Source organism: Pseudomonas sp. G.S.17, from assembly GCF_038096165.1.
Classification (GTDB): Bacteria; Pseudomonadota; Gammaproteobacteria; order Pseudomonadales; family Pseudomonadaceae; genus Aquipseudomonas.
This window is the reverse complement of record NZ_CP151076.1, coordinates 2,918,967-2,935,146: the sequence shown is the minus strand read 5'-3', so window position 1 is coordinate 2,935,146 and position 16,180 is coordinate 2,918,967. Positions and strand designations below refer to the sequence as shown.

The window sequence follows — 16,180 nt, the reverse complement described above, 5'->3', positions numbered from 1 at the left end:
TCAACGTTTCCGGCAGGTAAGGCCTACGACTCGAATAGGTAATGTCATGATCTCAGCCGTTGTTTTCGACGCCTTCGGTACCCTGGTCAACCTCCAAAGTAAGCGCCATCCGTTCAGGCAACTGCTCAAAGAGGGTGCTGTCAGCGGCCGCAGGGCCAGCCCGGACGATGTGCGGGTGCTGATGAGTAACCCATGGTCGCTGGAGGATGCTGCGGATCAACTGGGGATCAGCACATCGCCCGCTCGCCTGCAAGAGTTGCAGGACGACCTAGATCGCGAAGTGGCATCGATCGTACCGTTCGAGGATGGCATCGAGGCGGTGGCTTTGCTGCGCGCAGAAGGCGTGCGAGTGGGCATATGCTCCAACCTTTGCGAACCTTATGGGGCTGCGGTGCTGCAGGCATTTCCTGATCTCGATGGATACGCCTTTAGCTATGAGGTCGGCGCAATAAAGCCGCATGCGATGATTTACCAGTCCATCTGCACCTCGCTGGCGGTATCGCCCGGTGAGCTGTTCGGCGTTCAAAAGGAGCAGATTGCAATGGTGGGCGACTCTTTGAAGTGCGACAGGGATGGGCCCAGGGCGGTGGGGATGCTGGGGTTTCACTTGGATCGATCGGGCAGGGGAGCGATACGGGATCTGGTGCAGTTTGCCAAACTTGTGATTGAAGCAAGACACACCTCAATGCTACAACACGGATAAGCTCCATCCGCGTATTGTTGGAGCATCCTCCATCGATCACTTGGCGAGCCCGTACGCCACTGATTATCCGCGGCCCAGAAAGTCTGCGCTGTTGCACATTCAATCCTCGGCGTTTTGGTCTTACCCGGCAGGCTTGCTAGCCCATGCCCCGAACATCACATCTCCAATGTAGATGCCATGTGACTGAACGCGCTCATCGTCCAAACGTTGCTGCAGTGTTTCGATGCCAATCTCATCCGTGGTCGCCACACCCAGTGCGATGATACGCGGCAAGCAGGCTCGCACGATGTGGCCAAGGCTATAAGGGGAATCGGGTGTCTGTACAAGACATTCTGCACGCACACTACCAACACACAGGCCAGCCCTGGTGAAAATACCGTGGAGATTGAAGCCGATGTGTAGGTCAGCGCCTTCGCACGCGATCATCTCCTTCAACCAGCCCTGGGCCTTTCTATGCAGAGCGAACGCGTCGATGCTGGCTGGGGCCATCGTCGTATCGTGCTCTTGGAAAACCATCGACCCGCTTGGGCGAAGATGCGCCGCAAGCGAGGTAACGGTTGCAACCGTATCTGCTTGATACATCAGCACGCGTCGACCGACGATAGCGTCAAACATGCCAATTGAATTGGGAAGATCGAGCAGGTTGCTCTGAATAAAAACGGGCAACGGTAGAGAACCTTCGGCGCGACGGTTGCGTGCTGCAGTGAGAGCCTCATCATCGTGATCGACGCCTATGACCTCTCCGGACTCTCCAACAAGGCTGCGTACCAGGAAGGACACGTCTCCCGATCCGCAACCGACGTCCAAGACGCGCATCCCATCCTTTATGCCTGCATCAATGAGCAGCTGAGTTGTGAAATCACGTGCAACAATCGTCATGTAGTTTGCTCCAAAAATTCAGCCTAGGGCGCACGGTATCTATGTTGCGCACCAAATCGTCGTCTATGGCTTGGGATTGCTCTGCTAGTGGCGGCCAGGGCAGAAGGGGCAGCGTGCTGTTAAGGCATCAGGTGCTGCTGGACGTCCGTGAAGTCTTACAGAGCGCGAAGAAGTTTCTCCAATTGAGCATGCTCCCAAGTGCTGAGCAGCTCGACAGGATCAGTACCAAATTGCTGTGACGAGTCGAAGAGATACGCACGGCGGTCTGGGCAATAGCAGCTATCGCAGTAGTCGAGCGAGTCGCAATCGTTGTAGAACGTGATGACCCAGCCATCGACCTCAACGGTCATCATCCCGCAGTACATGTCAGTCCATGACTTCGTACCCAGGCGGCGCATAGTGCGAACACCTAAGGAGATGTCGCGGAGCACCTGATAGGCCTCGCGGGCGGTTAGCGACTTTGCTGACAAACGAAAAGTGCCTGTGTGAACCAATGTGCTCGTATGGTATATGAAACTTCCTACGGGGGGCGTGTCGGCCTGCCGGGGATTTGATAGCCTGAGTCTCTATTTGGAGATCTCGAATGAGAGTCAACGCACAATCAAAACTGGCTGCCCGCTATGGCGCGCCTGACGTGTCGCCGCTGAAGCCCTGGAGCGACACGATCGATCAGTTACTCGACCATCGCAGCGTTCGTGCTTTCACTGATCAGCAACTGCCCGACGGCACCATCGAGACCTTGATCGCCGCGGCGCAATCTGCGTCGACCTCGTCAAACCTGCAGGTCTGGAGCGTTGTCGCTGTTCAGAATAGCGATAGGAAAGCGCGTCTCTCAGCACTGGCGGGCAACCAAGCCTACATTCGGCAGGCGCCTCTGTTCTTTGTCTGGCTTGCCGACCTTTCGAGGGTGGCTCGAGTAGCAAAGCAGCAAGAGGTGGAGCTGGAAGCAGTGCCTTATCTTGAGAGCCTGTTGCTCGGCACCATAGATGCGGCTTTGGCGGCTCAGAACGCCGTGGTTGCTCTGGAATCTCTGGGACTTGGCAGCGTGTACATCGGCGCAATCCGAAACGACATTGAAGGCGTGGCCAAGGAGCTTGGCCTTCCGCCGCAGGTCTATCCAGTTTTCGGCCTATGCGTCGGTTATCCGTCTGCCGAACGACCAGCACAGGTCAAGCCAAGGTTACCGCAAGGAGCAGTGCTTCACCACGAGACCTACTCGACAGCAGCCGATGTGGATGCAGTGGCTGAATACGATGAGCGCCTGGGGGCGTTTTACCGGCGTGAGGGCATGAAGGCTTCCGGGTGGTCGGAGCAGGTGGTCAATCGGCTTCGCAGTGTCTCGAACCTGCACGGGCGGGAAGAGCTCGTCGAGGAGCTGAAGCGGATGGGGTTCGGGCTGCGCTGATCCGCCTAGGTCGTGCTTTCGGAAGTGCATGGCTCGCTGTAGAGAATGTGATTATTGCAGGTGCTTGAGCGCACAGGAGGCTAGGGCCGCCGCAGCCCGTTTGCGTGCGGCGGCTCCTTCGAGTTTTAGGCGGGCAAGTGGTCAGGGGCTCTCGGGTTTGAAAATCAACTGGGGCCGGGCAGGGTTGCCGACAAAAGCACATATGTTGAACTCAGCAGGATCGTCGTAGGCACCAGCGCTAGAAACCCATTGCGTGGCTTCCTCATCAAAACCCGGGCTACAGAAATCGGTGTCGGGCCAGTAGTTGTGCAGATCGCTGTAATCCAGCTGTTTAGCGATGGCTCGCTCAGCGGCCCCGATGACGCACCAGGCGTGCGAGCATACGGGTTTTCCAGTTCGGCGCCGTGAGAATGTGAACCGGGTCATAGGGGTCGAAACCCAAGGCTGCAACTTCGCCATCAAAACCAAAGATCGTGCTGATTGAGCGACCTGGATCTGATTCATCTTCCGCGAGCGCATCTACCCAACACAGTAAATAGCCGAGCGCCTGAAATCTGCTGAGCTTGCGGCTTTCTTTCCTCTCAATCGCATGATCTGCGACTTCATAGTCGGCTTTTCTGGACGATTCGGTGCGGAAGGAGAATGTTGTCTGGGCCATCGTATGCATCCCTCTTATTATTATTGTTTTGTTGCTTTTATTCTTATCAGTATAGGAATGGAGCGAGGTCTGTTACTAGTTCTAAATAAGTTAAACGTTATATCTAGGCGATGCTTTTTAGATTGGTGAGTTTGTATATCTTGAACGCTGCCATTGGCAATAGCAAACGATACGTGCTAGATATCAATCCAGTCGAATAGTATATTGGATCAATCGGTTCACCCCCTTGACCCTTCAGGTCATCTTGAGCCTGAAACTTCTGAGGTACCCTATTGAAACCCGCAACCGCAACATTCGGGGACGCATCTGCATCGTTCATCGAAAAAGGGACAGCTGAGTTTATGCGCACGGCTTTGGCGCTGTTTGCCGGCGGATTCGCAACCTTCGCACTGCTCTACTGTGTGCAACCCCTGATGCCGATCTTGTCCCACGATTTTTCACTAAACGCTGCCCAGGCGAGTCTTTCACTTTCAATCTCCACGGGGCTCATGGCGATCGGCATGCTGGTCACCGGCCCGATTTCCGATGCGGTCGGGCGCAAGCCAGTGATGGTCGCTGCGCTTTTTAGCGCGGCCTTATGCACGCTGCTCAGCGCCGTTGTGCCTACCTGGACAGAAATTTTGATTATGAGAGCGCTGGTCGGGTTGTCGCTATCGGGACTGGCGGCGGTAGGGATGACCTACCTCGGCGAGGAGATCCATCCCAAGCACACTGGTCTGGCGATGGGTTTGTACATCGCGGGGAACGCCGTAGGCGGAATGAGCGGCCGACTCATCAGTGGCGTATTGGTCGATTTCACCACTTGGCGCGTAGCCGTGCTGATCATCGGCGGCATAGCGCTAACCTCAGCCGTCCTATTCGCCAAGTTCTTACCTGCATCGCGTAATTTCCGCCCGATCCGCCTGAACCCTAAAGCATTGATCGATGGATTTTCTGTACATTTCAAGGATGCAGGGCTGCCATGGTTGTTTCTCGAAGCGTTCCTGTTGATGGGATGCTTCGTGACAATGTTCAACTACATTGGCTATCGGCTGTTGGCCGAGCCCTACCACATGAGCCAAGCGTTGGTAGGTTTGCTCTCCGCCGCTTACTTGGCCGGCATCTACAGCTCCGCCAAGGTCGGATCCCTGGCTGATAAATACGGCCGACGCTCAATGTTCATGGTATCGATTCTGGTCATGGCCGCGGGGTTAGGGCTGACCATGGCGACGCCGGTGGTCTTGATTTTACCAGGGATGGTTGTATTCACATTTGGCTTCTTCGGGGCTCATTCAGTTGCAAGCAGCTGGATCGGTCGACGCACCGTGCGCGCGAAAGGGCAGGCCTCGTCTCTGTACCTCTTTTCCTACTACGTCGGGTCGAGCGTCGTAGGTAGTCTTGGTGGCTTTGCTTACCATGCAAGCGGTTGGAATGGGGTGGGCGCGTTCATGGGGGCATTTCTTCTCGCCGCGCTGCTCGTCGCATTCAAGTTGAAGAAGCTAGCAACCACCGCGACCGACTTGGGTTGATCAGTCCTATCCTCTGACGCATCCTGATGGCTCTTATTAGAGGACACGCTTGGGTCATGCCTGGGCTCATGGAGCAATTAAAATGACGGTGTTGGCCTGGGTATCTGGTAGTCACGCCTTTGCGTAGGCCACCCTGCTGGTAAGGCGATTTGGACATTCGGCCTGCGTACGCAATACAGTATTTATTCTGTGGACTCAGTGCAGGTCACAGTCATTACCAAATGAAGCTGATAGCGGCGTCAAAAAGTGCGGTGCGGTTGTTTTGGTATGACGTGTCCGTCAACGGCTCACCGGTATGTCTTGGCTTGGACACGGTGTATCGTATCGCGACTATTCGGGCGCCCTTTAAGCTGCGCGTCGTGCTAAGCGCCGGAGGGATCAAGCAGCGCCACAGGCCCGATTGGAAGACAACTAACGAGAAGGGATGCTCATGTATCTGCGTGCTTTAGACGTTAATGGTTTCAAGTGTTTTGGCAAGCCTTTTACCATCGAGTTCCACGACGGTCTCAACGTTCTCGTTGGGGAAAACGGAGCGGGCAAAACCGGCGTGATCAGCGCAATACGCCAGCTTTTCAATGACTCCGAGTCGGGTAAGCGGATCATCAGTGAGCGCGATTTCTATAAAGGCTTTGGGGTTGGAGCCGTCCCCGCGGAATCGATCTGGATTCAAGCCACGTTTTCCGATTTGGACAAAGACGATGTCATTGCCTTCGAAGATTGGTGTGGAAATCACGACGAAGCAAAACTGACTTTCACCGCGCTTAATCAGGAGGCGCGCGGCCGGTTCAGACACCACACATACGGTGGCCATGAATACACCAAGGCCTTAGACACGGAAACGCTCGACTACATTCATTGCGTTTACCTACCGCCGCTACGTGACGCCGAGACCAAACTTCGTGAGGGGCGCCAGTCTCGCCTAGCTCGCCTGTTGAAAGCCCTATGCCGCAAAGATCTTGAAACCGCGAGAAAAGCCGGCGAGCTGCACCCGCTGGAGCAATACGTGGGCGACTTCAACCGTGAGCTCTCCGAAAGCGACAAGTTTGCTATCAAATTGGCCAATCAGAGAATCGGTGAAAATCTGAAGGCAGCTCTGGGGATGCACCTTTCCCAGGGCACAATGATCCAGTTTTCAGAGGTCAGCTTCTCCCGAATCGTGGAAGGCCTGCGGCTCTTGTATTTCCCTAATCTCTCCCAGGCTGACGCTACCCAGTTTCGGTCGTTGGAGGAAAATAGCCTGGGGTACAACAACCTTCTGTACATCGCATCGATCCTGGCAGAGCTCATCCTTGAAGCAGAGGAAGATCGAGGTGAAGAAACCTATCTGCGGTTGTTACTGATTGAGGAGCCGGAGGCTCACCTTCATCCCCAACTCCAGTTACGGCTGCTTCGCCACCTCAAGACAGTTGCCGAAGCACGCGGGATACAGGTGATCATCACCACGCATTCAACGGTGATTTCTGCTGCTGTGTCGGTCGATCACATCATTCATATCTCCAATGACGACAAGCCCGTAGCAGTACCTCTCAGGAACACGGGGCTTCCCGACCAGAGCCGGCGCTTTGTTGATCGCTGGCTGGATGTCACGAAGTCAAATCTGTTGTTTTCCAAGGGCGCAATCTTGGTCGAGGGCATCGCAGAAGCCATCGTGGTGCCGGAGCTGGCTCGGATTGTCCTGCGGCCCTACGGCAAAGGGAGAGACTGCCTGGATGATTATGGCGTGTCGGTGATAAACCTCGGAGGTATTTACTTCAAACACTTCATGCAGCTGTTCTGTGACGTCAATGGCGAGCAGCCGGGGGCTGATATGCCAGTCAGGTGCGCCGGTCTAACCGACAACGATCCACCGAAGTCTTTGAAGTCTATTGACGATGGGAAAGGCGGAACCAAAGCAATACCTTTTTTACCCCACGCTGATGAGCATCCTGTTGGTAACAACCCAGCATTATCGCTGCAAGGCCCCATTAACCGATCGCAGTTCGGTCGACTGTTCGCAGGCATGTACAAGACATTCGAATACGACATCGCGATGGAGGGCGACAATCTCAGGACGATGATGACGGTTGCGGCTGGACTCTGGCCAGTACCGGACGGTTCGGTAGTGAAGGGGCTGGAAAAGAACGCGAAACTGGATTTCGCCGCCATGACATCTGCCGAAAGAGCCGATTACGCGGGAGCCTTACTTGATCGGCTCGATTCGGATGAGATCGGCAAAGGGCTCTATGCCCAGTCGTTTGCGGACGCGCTAGAGGTCTTGGAAACTGACTTCGTGGTGCCAGAGTACATCCGGCTGGCGATTCTTTGGGCCTGCGGCCTGGAAGAAAGACCAGCATGATGGTTCGAGCCGCCGCAGAAGTCCTACGCAGGGCCGGCCCATGATGAAGTTCACCCAAGAGCAGTTGGACTACCTCGCCTCACCGCTTGACCAGCATGTTTACCTCAAGGCCTGCCCGGGCAGCGGAAAGACAGAGGTGGTTGCCGCTATGGTGGCCAGAATCGTTCAGGGATGGTCTCGCTCACCCTCAGGCATTGCAGTGCTGACCTTCTCCAACAGCGCGACGGACGAACTCAGAAACAGGATTCATAAGTACTTGGGGGAGCCGATCGGTATGCCCCATATGATCGCTACGTTCGACAGCTTCGTTCTGAACCGGCTGGTGGCGAGCATCGCCAGTGAGATCACTGGATATACGGGCAAGGAGGGTGACTTTCGCATTCGTATTCTAGACAAGACAGCGGACATCTATCGCACGCGAAAGAGTATTTGCGACCGCTGGATCTCCGCGTGCAAATACGACTATGACCTTGGAGCCGCCAGATTCGTATTTTCAACCGGCGAACGCAGCCTCGATAACCAGTTGAATGCTGCAGCCATTGATCAGGAAACCTTCAAAGATCTCATCGCCACCAAAAAACGGCTGTGGAAGGGAGGGTTCGCCACCTTTGGCGACATCGACATGCTCGCCCTGAAGGCATTCAAGGATAAGAAATTCGACGCCTACTATTCACGGATCGCGCGCCGATTTCCTTTGGTCATCGTGGACGAATGCCAGGATCTCTCGGCCGAGCAGCTGCGAATCGTCGAACATCTCACAGAGTTCGGCATCAAGTTCCACTTCATCGGCGATCTGAACCAGTCAATCTATGGCTTTCGCAGGTCGAACCCCGATAAGGTCACCGAGCTAATGGGCAAGCTCAAGTTCGAACCCTATGAGCTTAAGACGAATTGGCGGAGCGGACAGGACATAGTCGATCTATGCACCAAAATCCTCGGCGGCGAACGGATCAGCGGCAACCCAGATATTGCGTCCGAACAACCGCGGATTCTCGAATACAAGGCCTGCCCCTCTGAGCTTTTGCCTACGATCCGCGCCATGACACAGGCGTACACCAACGTGGTACTGGTGGCGCGCGGTCATACCACCCTGCAGCGCTTACGTAATGGTGAGACCTTTGAAGGCATCGAGCTGCTGGCAGTCGCGTGCATCGGCGCCAGTACAGGCAACCTCAAGGACATCAAGGATAGCCTGAGGACGTTTGCAAAGTGGCTGGCGAACAAACTTGAGCTGGAGGTCACCAAGGTCGGCCCGTATTGCCCGATTGTCATGGAGTCCAGGCTTGCCTGGCGGAAGTTCATCCATGAGAGTCTGAAGTTCATGGTCGCCAATGGTGCTGGAAACTCCGATCAGACCTGGTCGGCCTGGGTGCGCACCGCGAAGCTGGCGATCCGACAACTCCCGGATCAGCCCTTTGTACCTATGGAGCTGCGGGATGTGCTGGACGGCCTGAGAGGCTTGAATCTTGTGGCTCGCAAAGGGCAGGGTGGCAAGCCCGTAACCGTGCGAGTAGTAAGCCAAGAGATGTTGGAAGGGCTACCAGACACATTGCGCTACGAAACGATTCACCAAGTGAAGGGCGAAACTCATGATGTCACTGTGGTGGTTTCTTCCCAACAGCCCGGAGTGCATCAGTCTCATTGGCAAGACTGGCTGCGGGATCGCGGATCAGAAGCAGCGCGGTTTGCCTATGTAGCGAGTTCCAGGCCACAGCACATGTTGATTTGGGCAGTGAAAAAGCTCAAAGCCGAGGATCGACCTGTGCTGGCGCAGTTGGGGTTCGAGGTGCCGTAACCAGCTTTGGAACGCCCTGTCTGATCTAGCGCCTCTCCAAGCCAAGGTTCAGCAGGAAGAAATAGGGCTACTCGCTCACAGAGGCGCGATCCACTCCGAAAGGGTAGCCGATGGTGACTTGGCCTTGCGCCGGCGTATAGACAAGCGTCTTTTGAACAGACAAGGAGCCCGTAATGAGCCAGCTCGTGTGTACCCATTGTCTCACCGAAGCCTATTTGCGCGATCAGGCCGCGGATAATGATGTCAGTGAATGCGACTACTGTGACCGAGAGCTTCCAGTCATGGACATGGACGAACTCGTGGATATGTGTGAGACGGCAATCCACGCTTGCTTTCGTCCAATCCCGCAACCGAGCTCAGTAATACACCACGGTTATCCTCCCGTCGGTGAAAGTCTGTATTTCGTCCTGGAGCGTATGCTGGGTGCTGGTCAGAGCCTGCTGTCTGATGTTCATGATCGGTTGATTGAAGCCTGGAGCGGCCTGGACGATGACGACGATCCCTATTTTATTGAAGAGACTGAGGCGTCGTCAGAGCTGACGGTTGGCTGGCGGAAAATGGAGCACAGCCTGCAATTTGAATCTCGGCTGGCGAACCCTTTAGTGGGGTCGATCCTGTCCATGGTTTTCGATGGCATTGAAGATTTGCGTTCAAAGGACGATCGATCAGCCATTGTCATCGCCGGCGTTGACCAACCGATCTCATCATTCCAGCGGGGGCGGGTGTTCCAAGACGAAGACACAATGGCAGCAGCGCTGAAGCACCCTGAAAAGCATCTGGGGCCCCTACCCAGGGGTAAGGGCTCCCCGGGGCGAATGAATGCCAAAGGCATCTCGGTTTTTTACGGTGCAACAGACGACCATACCGCAATTGCGGAGGTTCGCCCTCCCGTAGGTAGCACGGTGGTGACCGCACGGTTCGACGTTATCAGGCCTCTGCGACTTCTCAACCTGAACGACCTGAACGCGATGCGTCCGCATCGTGACCTGAGCTACTTCAATCCCGTTCGCAGGAGCCTTGCCGAACGCTGCGCCTTCCTCAAAGCCTTACAAAGCCAACTGACCATGCCGGTCATGCCTGACTCAGCGGAAAGCGGTTATCTAATCACGCAGGCGATTGCCGATTTTCTGGCTACACACCAAGGTCTCAACCTCGACGGGATCTTGTTCCCGTCTGCACAGGTGCCGAAGGATGCCTCACCGGGCCAGAACGTGATTCTTTTTCACAAGGCAAGCGGGGTTGAAAGGTTGGAGGACACACAGGAGGCGGAGTACGTGAGCCTGTGGGAGTCGGATGAGGATCGGTGGGTGTACTACCCTGAATTCTGGGAAGCCGGGCCGAAAAGCAGAGATGAACGCTCCCAATATGTGCCACTCGTACCGCATCCCGAGCCAAGCCTGCGTCTAGCCAGAGATTGCATCGTGATTCACCAGATCCAGGGTGTTCGATTTAGCAGCGCGGTTGATCCCGTTCGCTATGTTCCTTGGTCGAACGACAGGAAATTTACAGGATTCAGGTAGACCCTCTTCCATGCAAAGGTTCTCAGCTGCCCGGCACTTCCCGCATGAGAAGCACTTAAGCTACCGTTCATCGGCAAACCCCACATCTAGGGATTTTGGCATACTGACATCACTACATATTGGGTTAATTTATGTCTGAGAGCCTAAATCTGGTGTTTTGCCATGAACGAATCCTATATCGAGAAAGCAGCGACTGATCTGCTCATGCAAATCTACCGAGATCGCCGCTACCTCTGGCCAGATCAAGATACCCAGCCAATGATGATGCGCAGCCCTCAAATCGCTGCTTTGGTCTGTGGCTATGATTACCATGTCTATCCCACGCTGGGGGATACCAAGTTCAACCGGCATAACACCGGTACCCGAATCGCGGGCTTGATTGATCGTCAGGCTAACAAGATTGCCGTTGCGACCGAGTTTGGTGACAAAGTCCAGCTCTTCACTGGCGCCCATGAAATAGGCCATCTCGTACTGCACGAAGACACCGTCATGCATCGCGACCGCGCGTTCGACGGCGGCCCATTGCAAGCGCCTCGGCCTCTCGCTGAGAGGCAAGCCGACCGCTTCGCAGCGTGCTTCCTGATGCCTCAAAAGCTGTTGAGAGAACGGTTCGAATTCATGTTCTGCTGCAAAGGACAATTGCGCTTCAGCGACGTGATCGCCTTTCACCTCGACCCTAATCACCCGGATCGCCTGCTCTATGCCTCAAAGGACTCAGATGAGCGCGAGCTAGCGCTGGCGCGGTGCACCCAATTCAACAATCGGAACCTGGTGTCATTGGCCCAGCAGTTCGGGGTTTCGGATTCAGCCATGGCTATTCGAATCAAAGAGCTAGACTTGGTGCGCTGGCCCTAAAGCGGCCTATTGCAAACACCTAAGCTCGGATGAAGCTGTGTGGGGGGTTATTTGTGAAGGTTTTTATCAGCTCCGTTGTACGTGGCTTCGAGGCATATCGAGCCTCTGCCCGAAAAGCCGTAGGGCTGCTCCAGCATCAGTCCATCATGTGCGAGGATTTCGGTGCTCGACCCGACTCGTCAGAAGTCGCATGCATGACCGAGGTCGACCAGGCTGACGTGGTCATTGTGATTCTGGGGGCCGATTTTGGCTTCAAAACTCCAAGCGGGGAGTCGGTGACCCAGCAGGAATTTCGTCGTGCGAGGGCAGGTGGGAAGAGGGTGCTTGCCTTCCTTCAGGACGTTCCGGTCGAGGGGCCGCAGGAAGCGTTCAGATGGGAGGTATCGGACTATGTCGATGGGCTGTTCCGGGCGACCTTTTGCAACGAACACGAGCTGTCAGACGCTATCGTTCAGGCGCTGCATCAGCTCAACGTGACGCGTGCCGCGATTTCAGAGCACGAGTTTGTTGAGCGCCTTCAGCAGCACCAAGGTCATGGCCAGAGGCACTGGAATAATTGGAGTCGCGATACCCGCATCGAGATAGCCTTCCTGCCTCAGCCAGAACTTTCCGGTACTCTGCGCCAGGTGCACTCCGAACACGAAACGTTCTTCCTCAAGCTCTGCCAGGCGGGCTTGAGCTCAGTGAAGGACGGGTACAAGGATTTCGATCAGGGCGATTTAACCGGCATAGATGCGGGCACTGTGGCATGGCGTCACCATGATTCCGGAATGGCCTGGTTCACGGCTGCCCTCACAGCCCCCACATCCAACCATGACCCTTTTGCCGGCCATTACATTTCTCCTAGCCGAGTGCGAAAACTGGCCGAGGCTGCATTCGGATTGATCACGCATGGCCGAGGAGGGTGGTTCCAGCTTTCCCTGACTGACATCTCCTACAAGCTTTTCCAAGAGCCGCCGACCGTCGTATCGAGCAGTCTCTCGATGCCGCATCGACAAGAGGAACACATTGTTGAACGGCAGCTGCTCATCCCAGCGTCACAAGCGGCCTATAACCGCTGGCTTGATGAAGTGTTTTTCAGGATGGGACGCAAGCTTACTGGGTAACCGCTGGGTGTACTCTTGGGCACCTGTGCCAGCTGCAACTTAATACTATTGTGCGAACTGAAGGGGATCCCTAGCGGGTTGTCCGAAAAAGCTGCCAAATTTGAATTCAATATGACCAGGCTGAAGCGTGGACAAGCTGGGAAATCTTGCTTGGACTTGGGCTTCCCAGTCGAGCTCACAGAAGCGCTTGTCGGGCCAAAAATTATGCAGATCTTCAGCGACCAGCGTCTTTGCAAGTTCTCGTTCAGTCGAGTCAATTAGACACCAGGCCACAAACAGCCTTTCATCCCAATTCGCAGAGCATAAGAGGTGCACGGGTGCAAAATACCCAAGGGAGAGCTGATCGATTTCGCGATCAAAACAAAACATCCCATTTATCTGATTCAAGATTGATCCTTTGGCCGTTAGGTCGACCGCATTGAAAAACCAACCAATCGCCTGGAACTTGCTAAGCTTTAGGGACTTCTTCTGCGTAGCGGAGAGTTTACCCCTGCCAAACCAGTGCCTGGCTCGCCTCTGAGGGGATGTGAGTTCTGTTTTAGTCACTTTGACTTCCTCGTTTTGTCTTATTTGTTACATGTTGCGTGTGGAGCGATAGCTGGCGCAAGAAACGCTAGGAACGCTTTGTCTTCGAATGCCCCTGTAGTGAAAACTGTCGTGCTTCAAGACCTGTCGACGCTGAAAGCGAAGATGACTACGGGGCGCTGGGTCATGCTGGTGACTTCAGCCTTTCTGCCCGGTTCGGACTCCGAGAGATCGTATTTGCTGCTTGGCCAATGCTGGAGGGCCACTACTTGGTTTAACCGTGGAATTTAGCGAAAGCAGAGATCGATATCGGCTCGCTCCAGCTGGACTCGATGATCAAACTTAACAAAAGCAACGCGCTGGCACTCACCCAGAAAATCCAGATGTGGTTAGGTCTAAGCTTGGAGACGATTGAACGCAAACCGGAAGCGGTGTCTCAAATCGCCCGTGTATCTACGCGGGCCAACCAAGCCGGCGAGCGGTTTGCTGATTCGCTGATGCCCGTGCTGCGACATCTGGTTCGCAACGCAAGCCTCACGCCGGAGCATCGTTCTGAATGCTGACGCAATGTCTACCCGGGATGAAGTGGCCGGACGTCTCAGCGGCGCTGGCGTTACTCGACGATGAGGACTTCAAAACCGTGAGCGCCAAGGTCAAGAAGATCAAGGTAAGAAACACCGAGGCTAACCGGAGGTTGGTCAGCGCGATGAAAGCTGAGGGCTACCTCGCAACACTGACGCCAGAGGACGACGTAATCACCGCGACTACAAGGCCCTCATCCATGGCATCTGAGGACGGATGGATCGCGTGAGCGTTTTACATCGCGCCCAATATGGGTGTTTTTGGGCCTATCCACGCTCTGATGGCCTAGACAAGTAAGCGGAGCGCGAAGGCGTGAGGATGAAAGCCCGGAGGGTCAAGACGACCGCGTCGCGGGAGGCTTGATTCACGGCAGCCGTGCTCGAAGAGCCACGCTCACCGCCGGCGTGGTCGGCCTAGGAGATGACGGGTGAGGGCGCTTGTCGTGTGCCTTGGTGGCTATGACCTGCTGATTGAGCGACGCAAAAGGATCTCTAGTATGAGGGCCCTGAAGTTAGCTACTCATGAAATATTTGATATATCCGGCGCTTGGTGCCGCATCGAATGGTCTCTCTAATCACTCGATCAATCCTACGGCTCTGGGATGATGCATACTCAGCCTTCCAGGCTAAGGGAGCAGCGCGTGAAAGACGGCAGTGATGAGTCTTCCCAAACGAAGAAGCAGCGACGAGGACGGGCGAAGAGCTTGCCAGTGCCTAGTATCCGAAAGGGGGTTGTGAATCGAGCTTTTTACGTCGAGCTATCAGTGCCGTCCTCCACGGCCGGCGAGCATCCTACGACCAGCTCATCGGGCGCTGGTTCGCATGTGCTCGCGAGGATTTTTGCAGACCGAATCGAGACTTGGCCAACAGTCATCAACCCCGGCTTCTTCTCAGAATATACGCGGCAGAGGAAGCCTTACCCTCACATTGTATATCGGCTTCCAAAACCCTTTGCTGGGCCACTGCCAACCGATCCTAGCTCGGCGGTGTCTCACATCGAACGCGTATTCGACTCCGGGATTTTCAATTCCTGTGCCCTGGGGCTGGGGTTCAAGCCATCCTTCAACGCGGTACTCCACGCGTTTCAGATCGACAAGAGTGTCGACACCATTGAAATACATTACGAGGGCGACCTGTTCAGGCGCGAGAACGTAGTGTGCGTTTCGGAAGCCACCCTCAATGATCTCAGAAAGGCGTTCAACATCGGCGATGCCTTTTGGAATCGTCAAAAAGAGGGGTCACGCGGCTCATACATTTACGAAGAAATTGTAGAAAAACTAGCTCCTGATCTAAAACATTCTGATGACCGTGGGGGTCATTATTTCAGCAGGTTTAGTGAAGCCGAGCGAGATTATCTAGCAACACTGCAGGCATACATTCGGTACTTGCCTCTGGGGATGCCTGAAGACTTCAAGGCAATGCGGGAATCGATGGATCGGGGCGAGCTATACCGCATGATCCACCATTATCAAATACTGCTCGCGCAAAACCTCAGCGCAGCCGAGTGGCAATCGTTCCTCAGCCATAACATCGATTTGGTAGTCAAATGCTTGCAGCATCCGGAGTGCAGCGTGCTGGAACCGCCGCTAGGTGCTCAACCCAAATCCGCTATAGGGAACCCAATCATTTACGGGCATGAAGCGTTGGTGCTGACTGTGAGATCGCCTTATGCGACGCTCATGATACGTGACAGCTTAGGTGGTATTGGTGGTTCTGACCTAGAAGGTTCTGGGGAGCAGCCAGGAAAGTGGATACCTCATCCCGAGTTGGCATCTGCGATAGAGGAAGGTCGAAAGCTGCGGCCTGATATTAAAGGACAGATCCAAAAACCGCGGTGCGTCGTCGTTGCTGGGCTCATGCCGGCCAACGTGGATGAAGCCGCTGCCTACATAAGTTACCGAGAAGCGGCTAGGAAATACAAAGGGATCCAATTGGTAGACTTCGGCACACTGCTGAACGGGTTTCGCTTGCTTGCCTCGGCAAAAGAGACTTGAGGGATCTTTGTCAGGAGAGCGCGTCGGGTCGAAGATCTCGCCCAATTTCCGAACGGAAGTACTAATCTGATAATCCCGAAGGGAAGAAAAGTTGATGCTAAGGCATGCGGTTTTGAAGAGAAATGAATGCTACAGCATACGATTTGAAGGAAGTTTGGCGCTACGGCATGTGATTTTGAAGGAATGCTGATGCTAAAGCATGAGTTTTTGAAGTAAAAGTCAGGTCTGGGCATACATGTACCTTGAGCCCTCAAGCGGGGATCGGAAGCATCAGCCCTGGACTTTACTTTTGCCAGTATGGTCGGCTGTATAGTTG

General features: G+C 54.8%; 15 protein-coding genes. 11 read left to right on the top strand and 4 right to left on the bottom strand.

Annotated features, from left to right (window positions below; all coding sequences use genetic code 11):
* Nucleotides 1-46: 46 nt before the first annotated feature.
* Nucleotides 47-703: an HAD family hydrolase gene (locus AABC73_RS13580; protein ID WP_341524016.1), complete on the top strand. Its 657-nt coding sequence runs from the start codon at nucleotides 47-49 to the stop codon at nucleotides 701-703.
* Between the two features lie 120 nt (nucleotides 704-823).
* On the opposite strand, the gene AABC73_RS13575 is transcribed toward AABC73_RS13580, so the two are convergent.
* A complete protein-coding gene (locus AABC73_RS13575; protein WP_341524015.1) occupies nucleotides 824-1,582 on the bottom strand; it encodes a methyltransferase domain-containing protein in 759 nt (252 codons plus the stop codon).
* A gap of 155 nt (nucleotides 1,583-1,737) precedes the next feature.
* The gene (locus tag AABC73_RS13570) at nucleotides 1,738-2,052 is read right to left on the bottom strand and encodes a hypothetical protein (protein ID WP_341524014.1); all 315 of its coding nucleotides are present in this window, start codon (nucleotides 2,050-2,052) and stop codon (nucleotides 1,738-1,740) included.
* Between the two features lie 113 nt (nucleotides 2,053-2,165).
* Here AABC73_RS13570 and AABC73_RS13565 point away from each other — a divergent pair, with 113 nt between their 5' ends.
* Nucleotides 2,166-2,987, top strand: a complete 822-nt coding sequence (locus tag AABC73_RS13565; protein WP_341524013.1) for an NADPH-dependent oxidoreductase — start codon at nucleotides 2,166-2,168, stop codon at nucleotides 2,985-2,987.
* A 346-nt stretch (nucleotides 2,988-3,333) separates the two neighbouring features.
* Here AABC73_RS13565 and AABC73_RS13560 read toward each other — a convergent pair whose 3' ends face one another.
* Nucleotides 3,334-3,645, bottom strand: coding sequence for a hypothetical protein (locus AABC73_RS13560; RefSeq protein ID WP_341524012.1), 312 nt, complete (start codon nucleotides 3,643-3,645; stop codon nucleotides 3,334-3,336).
* A gap of 341 nt (nucleotides 3,646-3,986) precedes the next feature.
* On the opposite strand from AABC73_RS13560, the gene AABC73_RS13555 reads away from it, so the two are divergent.
* The 6 genes from AABC73_RS13555 (at nucleotide 3,987) to AABC73_RS13530 (ending at nucleotide 12,764) form a co-directional block, all read left to right on the top strand.
* Nucleotides 3,987-5,153 (top strand): MFS transporter, encoded by a 1,167-nt coding sequence (locus tag AABC73_RS13555; protein WP_341524241.1) that lies wholly within the window; start codon nucleotides 3,987-3,989, stop codon nucleotides 5,151-5,153.
* 430 nt (nucleotides 5,154-5,583) lie between these two features.
* A complete protein-coding gene (locus AABC73_RS13550; protein WP_341524240.1) occupies nucleotides 5,584-7,488 on the top strand; it encodes an AAA family ATPase in 1,905 nt (634 codons plus the stop codon).
* Between the two features lie 43 nt (nucleotides 7,489-7,531).
* Nucleotides 7,532-9,283, top strand: a complete 1,752-nt coding sequence (locus AABC73_RS13545; protein ID WP_341524239.1) for an ATP-dependent helicase — start codon at nucleotides 7,532-7,534, stop codon at nucleotides 9,281-9,283.
* A gap of 173 nt (nucleotides 9,284-9,456) precedes the next feature.
* Nucleotides 9,457-10,803, top strand: a complete 1,347-nt coding sequence (locus tag AABC73_RS13540; RefSeq protein ID WP_341524011.1) for an RES family NAD+ phosphorylase — start codon at nucleotides 9,457-9,459, stop codon at nucleotides 10,801-10,803.
* Nucleotides 10,804-10,965: 162 nt separating this feature from the next.
* Nucleotides 10,966-11,658 (top strand): ImmA/IrrE family metallo-endopeptidase, encoded by a 693-nt coding sequence (locus AABC73_RS13535; RefSeq protein ID WP_024690638.1) that lies wholly within the window; start codon nucleotides 10,966-10,968, stop codon nucleotides 11,656-11,658.
* Between the two features lie 29 nt (nucleotides 11,659-11,687).
* The gene (locus AABC73_RS13530; protein ID WP_341524010.1) at nucleotides 11,688-12,764 is read left to right on the top strand and encodes a DUF4062 domain-containing protein; all 1,077 of its coding nucleotides are present in this window, start codon (nucleotides 11,688-11,690) and stop codon (nucleotides 12,762-12,764) included.
* Nucleotides 12,765-12,809: 45 nt separating this feature from the next.
* On the opposite strand, the gene AABC73_RS13525 is transcribed toward AABC73_RS13530, so the two are convergent.
* Nucleotides 12,810-13,310, bottom strand: a complete 501-nt coding sequence (locus AABC73_RS13525; RefSeq protein ID WP_341524009.1) for a hypothetical protein — start codon at nucleotides 13,308-13,310, stop codon at nucleotides 12,810-12,812.
* Nucleotides 13,311-13,621: 311 nt separating this feature from the next.
* Between AABC73_RS13525 and AABC73_RS13520 the strand changes: the two genes are divergently transcribed.
* The 3 genes from AABC73_RS13520 (at nucleotide 13,622) to AABC73_RS13510 (ending at nucleotide 15,864) form a co-directional block, all read left to right on the top strand.
* The gene (locus AABC73_RS13520; protein ID WP_341524008.1) at nucleotides 13,622-13,852 is read left to right on the top strand and encodes a hypothetical protein; all 231 of its coding nucleotides are present in this window, start codon (nucleotides 13,622-13,624) and stop codon (nucleotides 13,850-13,852) included.
* Nucleotides 13,846-14,100 carry a hypothetical protein gene (locus AABC73_RS13515; RefSeq protein ID WP_341524006.1) on the top strand — a complete coding sequence of 85 codons (255 nt, stop codon included), beginning with the start codon at nucleotides 13,846-13,848 and terminating at the stop codon, nucleotides 14,098-14,100. The genes AABC73_RS13520 and AABC73_RS13515 overlap by 7 nt, the downstream gene beginning before the upstream one ends.
* A gap of 411 nt (nucleotides 14,101-14,511) precedes the next feature.
* Nucleotides 14,512-15,864 (top strand): hypothetical protein, encoded by a 1,353-nt coding sequence (locus AABC73_RS13510; protein WP_341524005.1) that lies wholly within the window; start codon nucleotides 14,512-14,514, stop codon nucleotides 15,862-15,864.
* Nucleotides 15,865-16,180 lie beyond the last annotated feature (316 nt).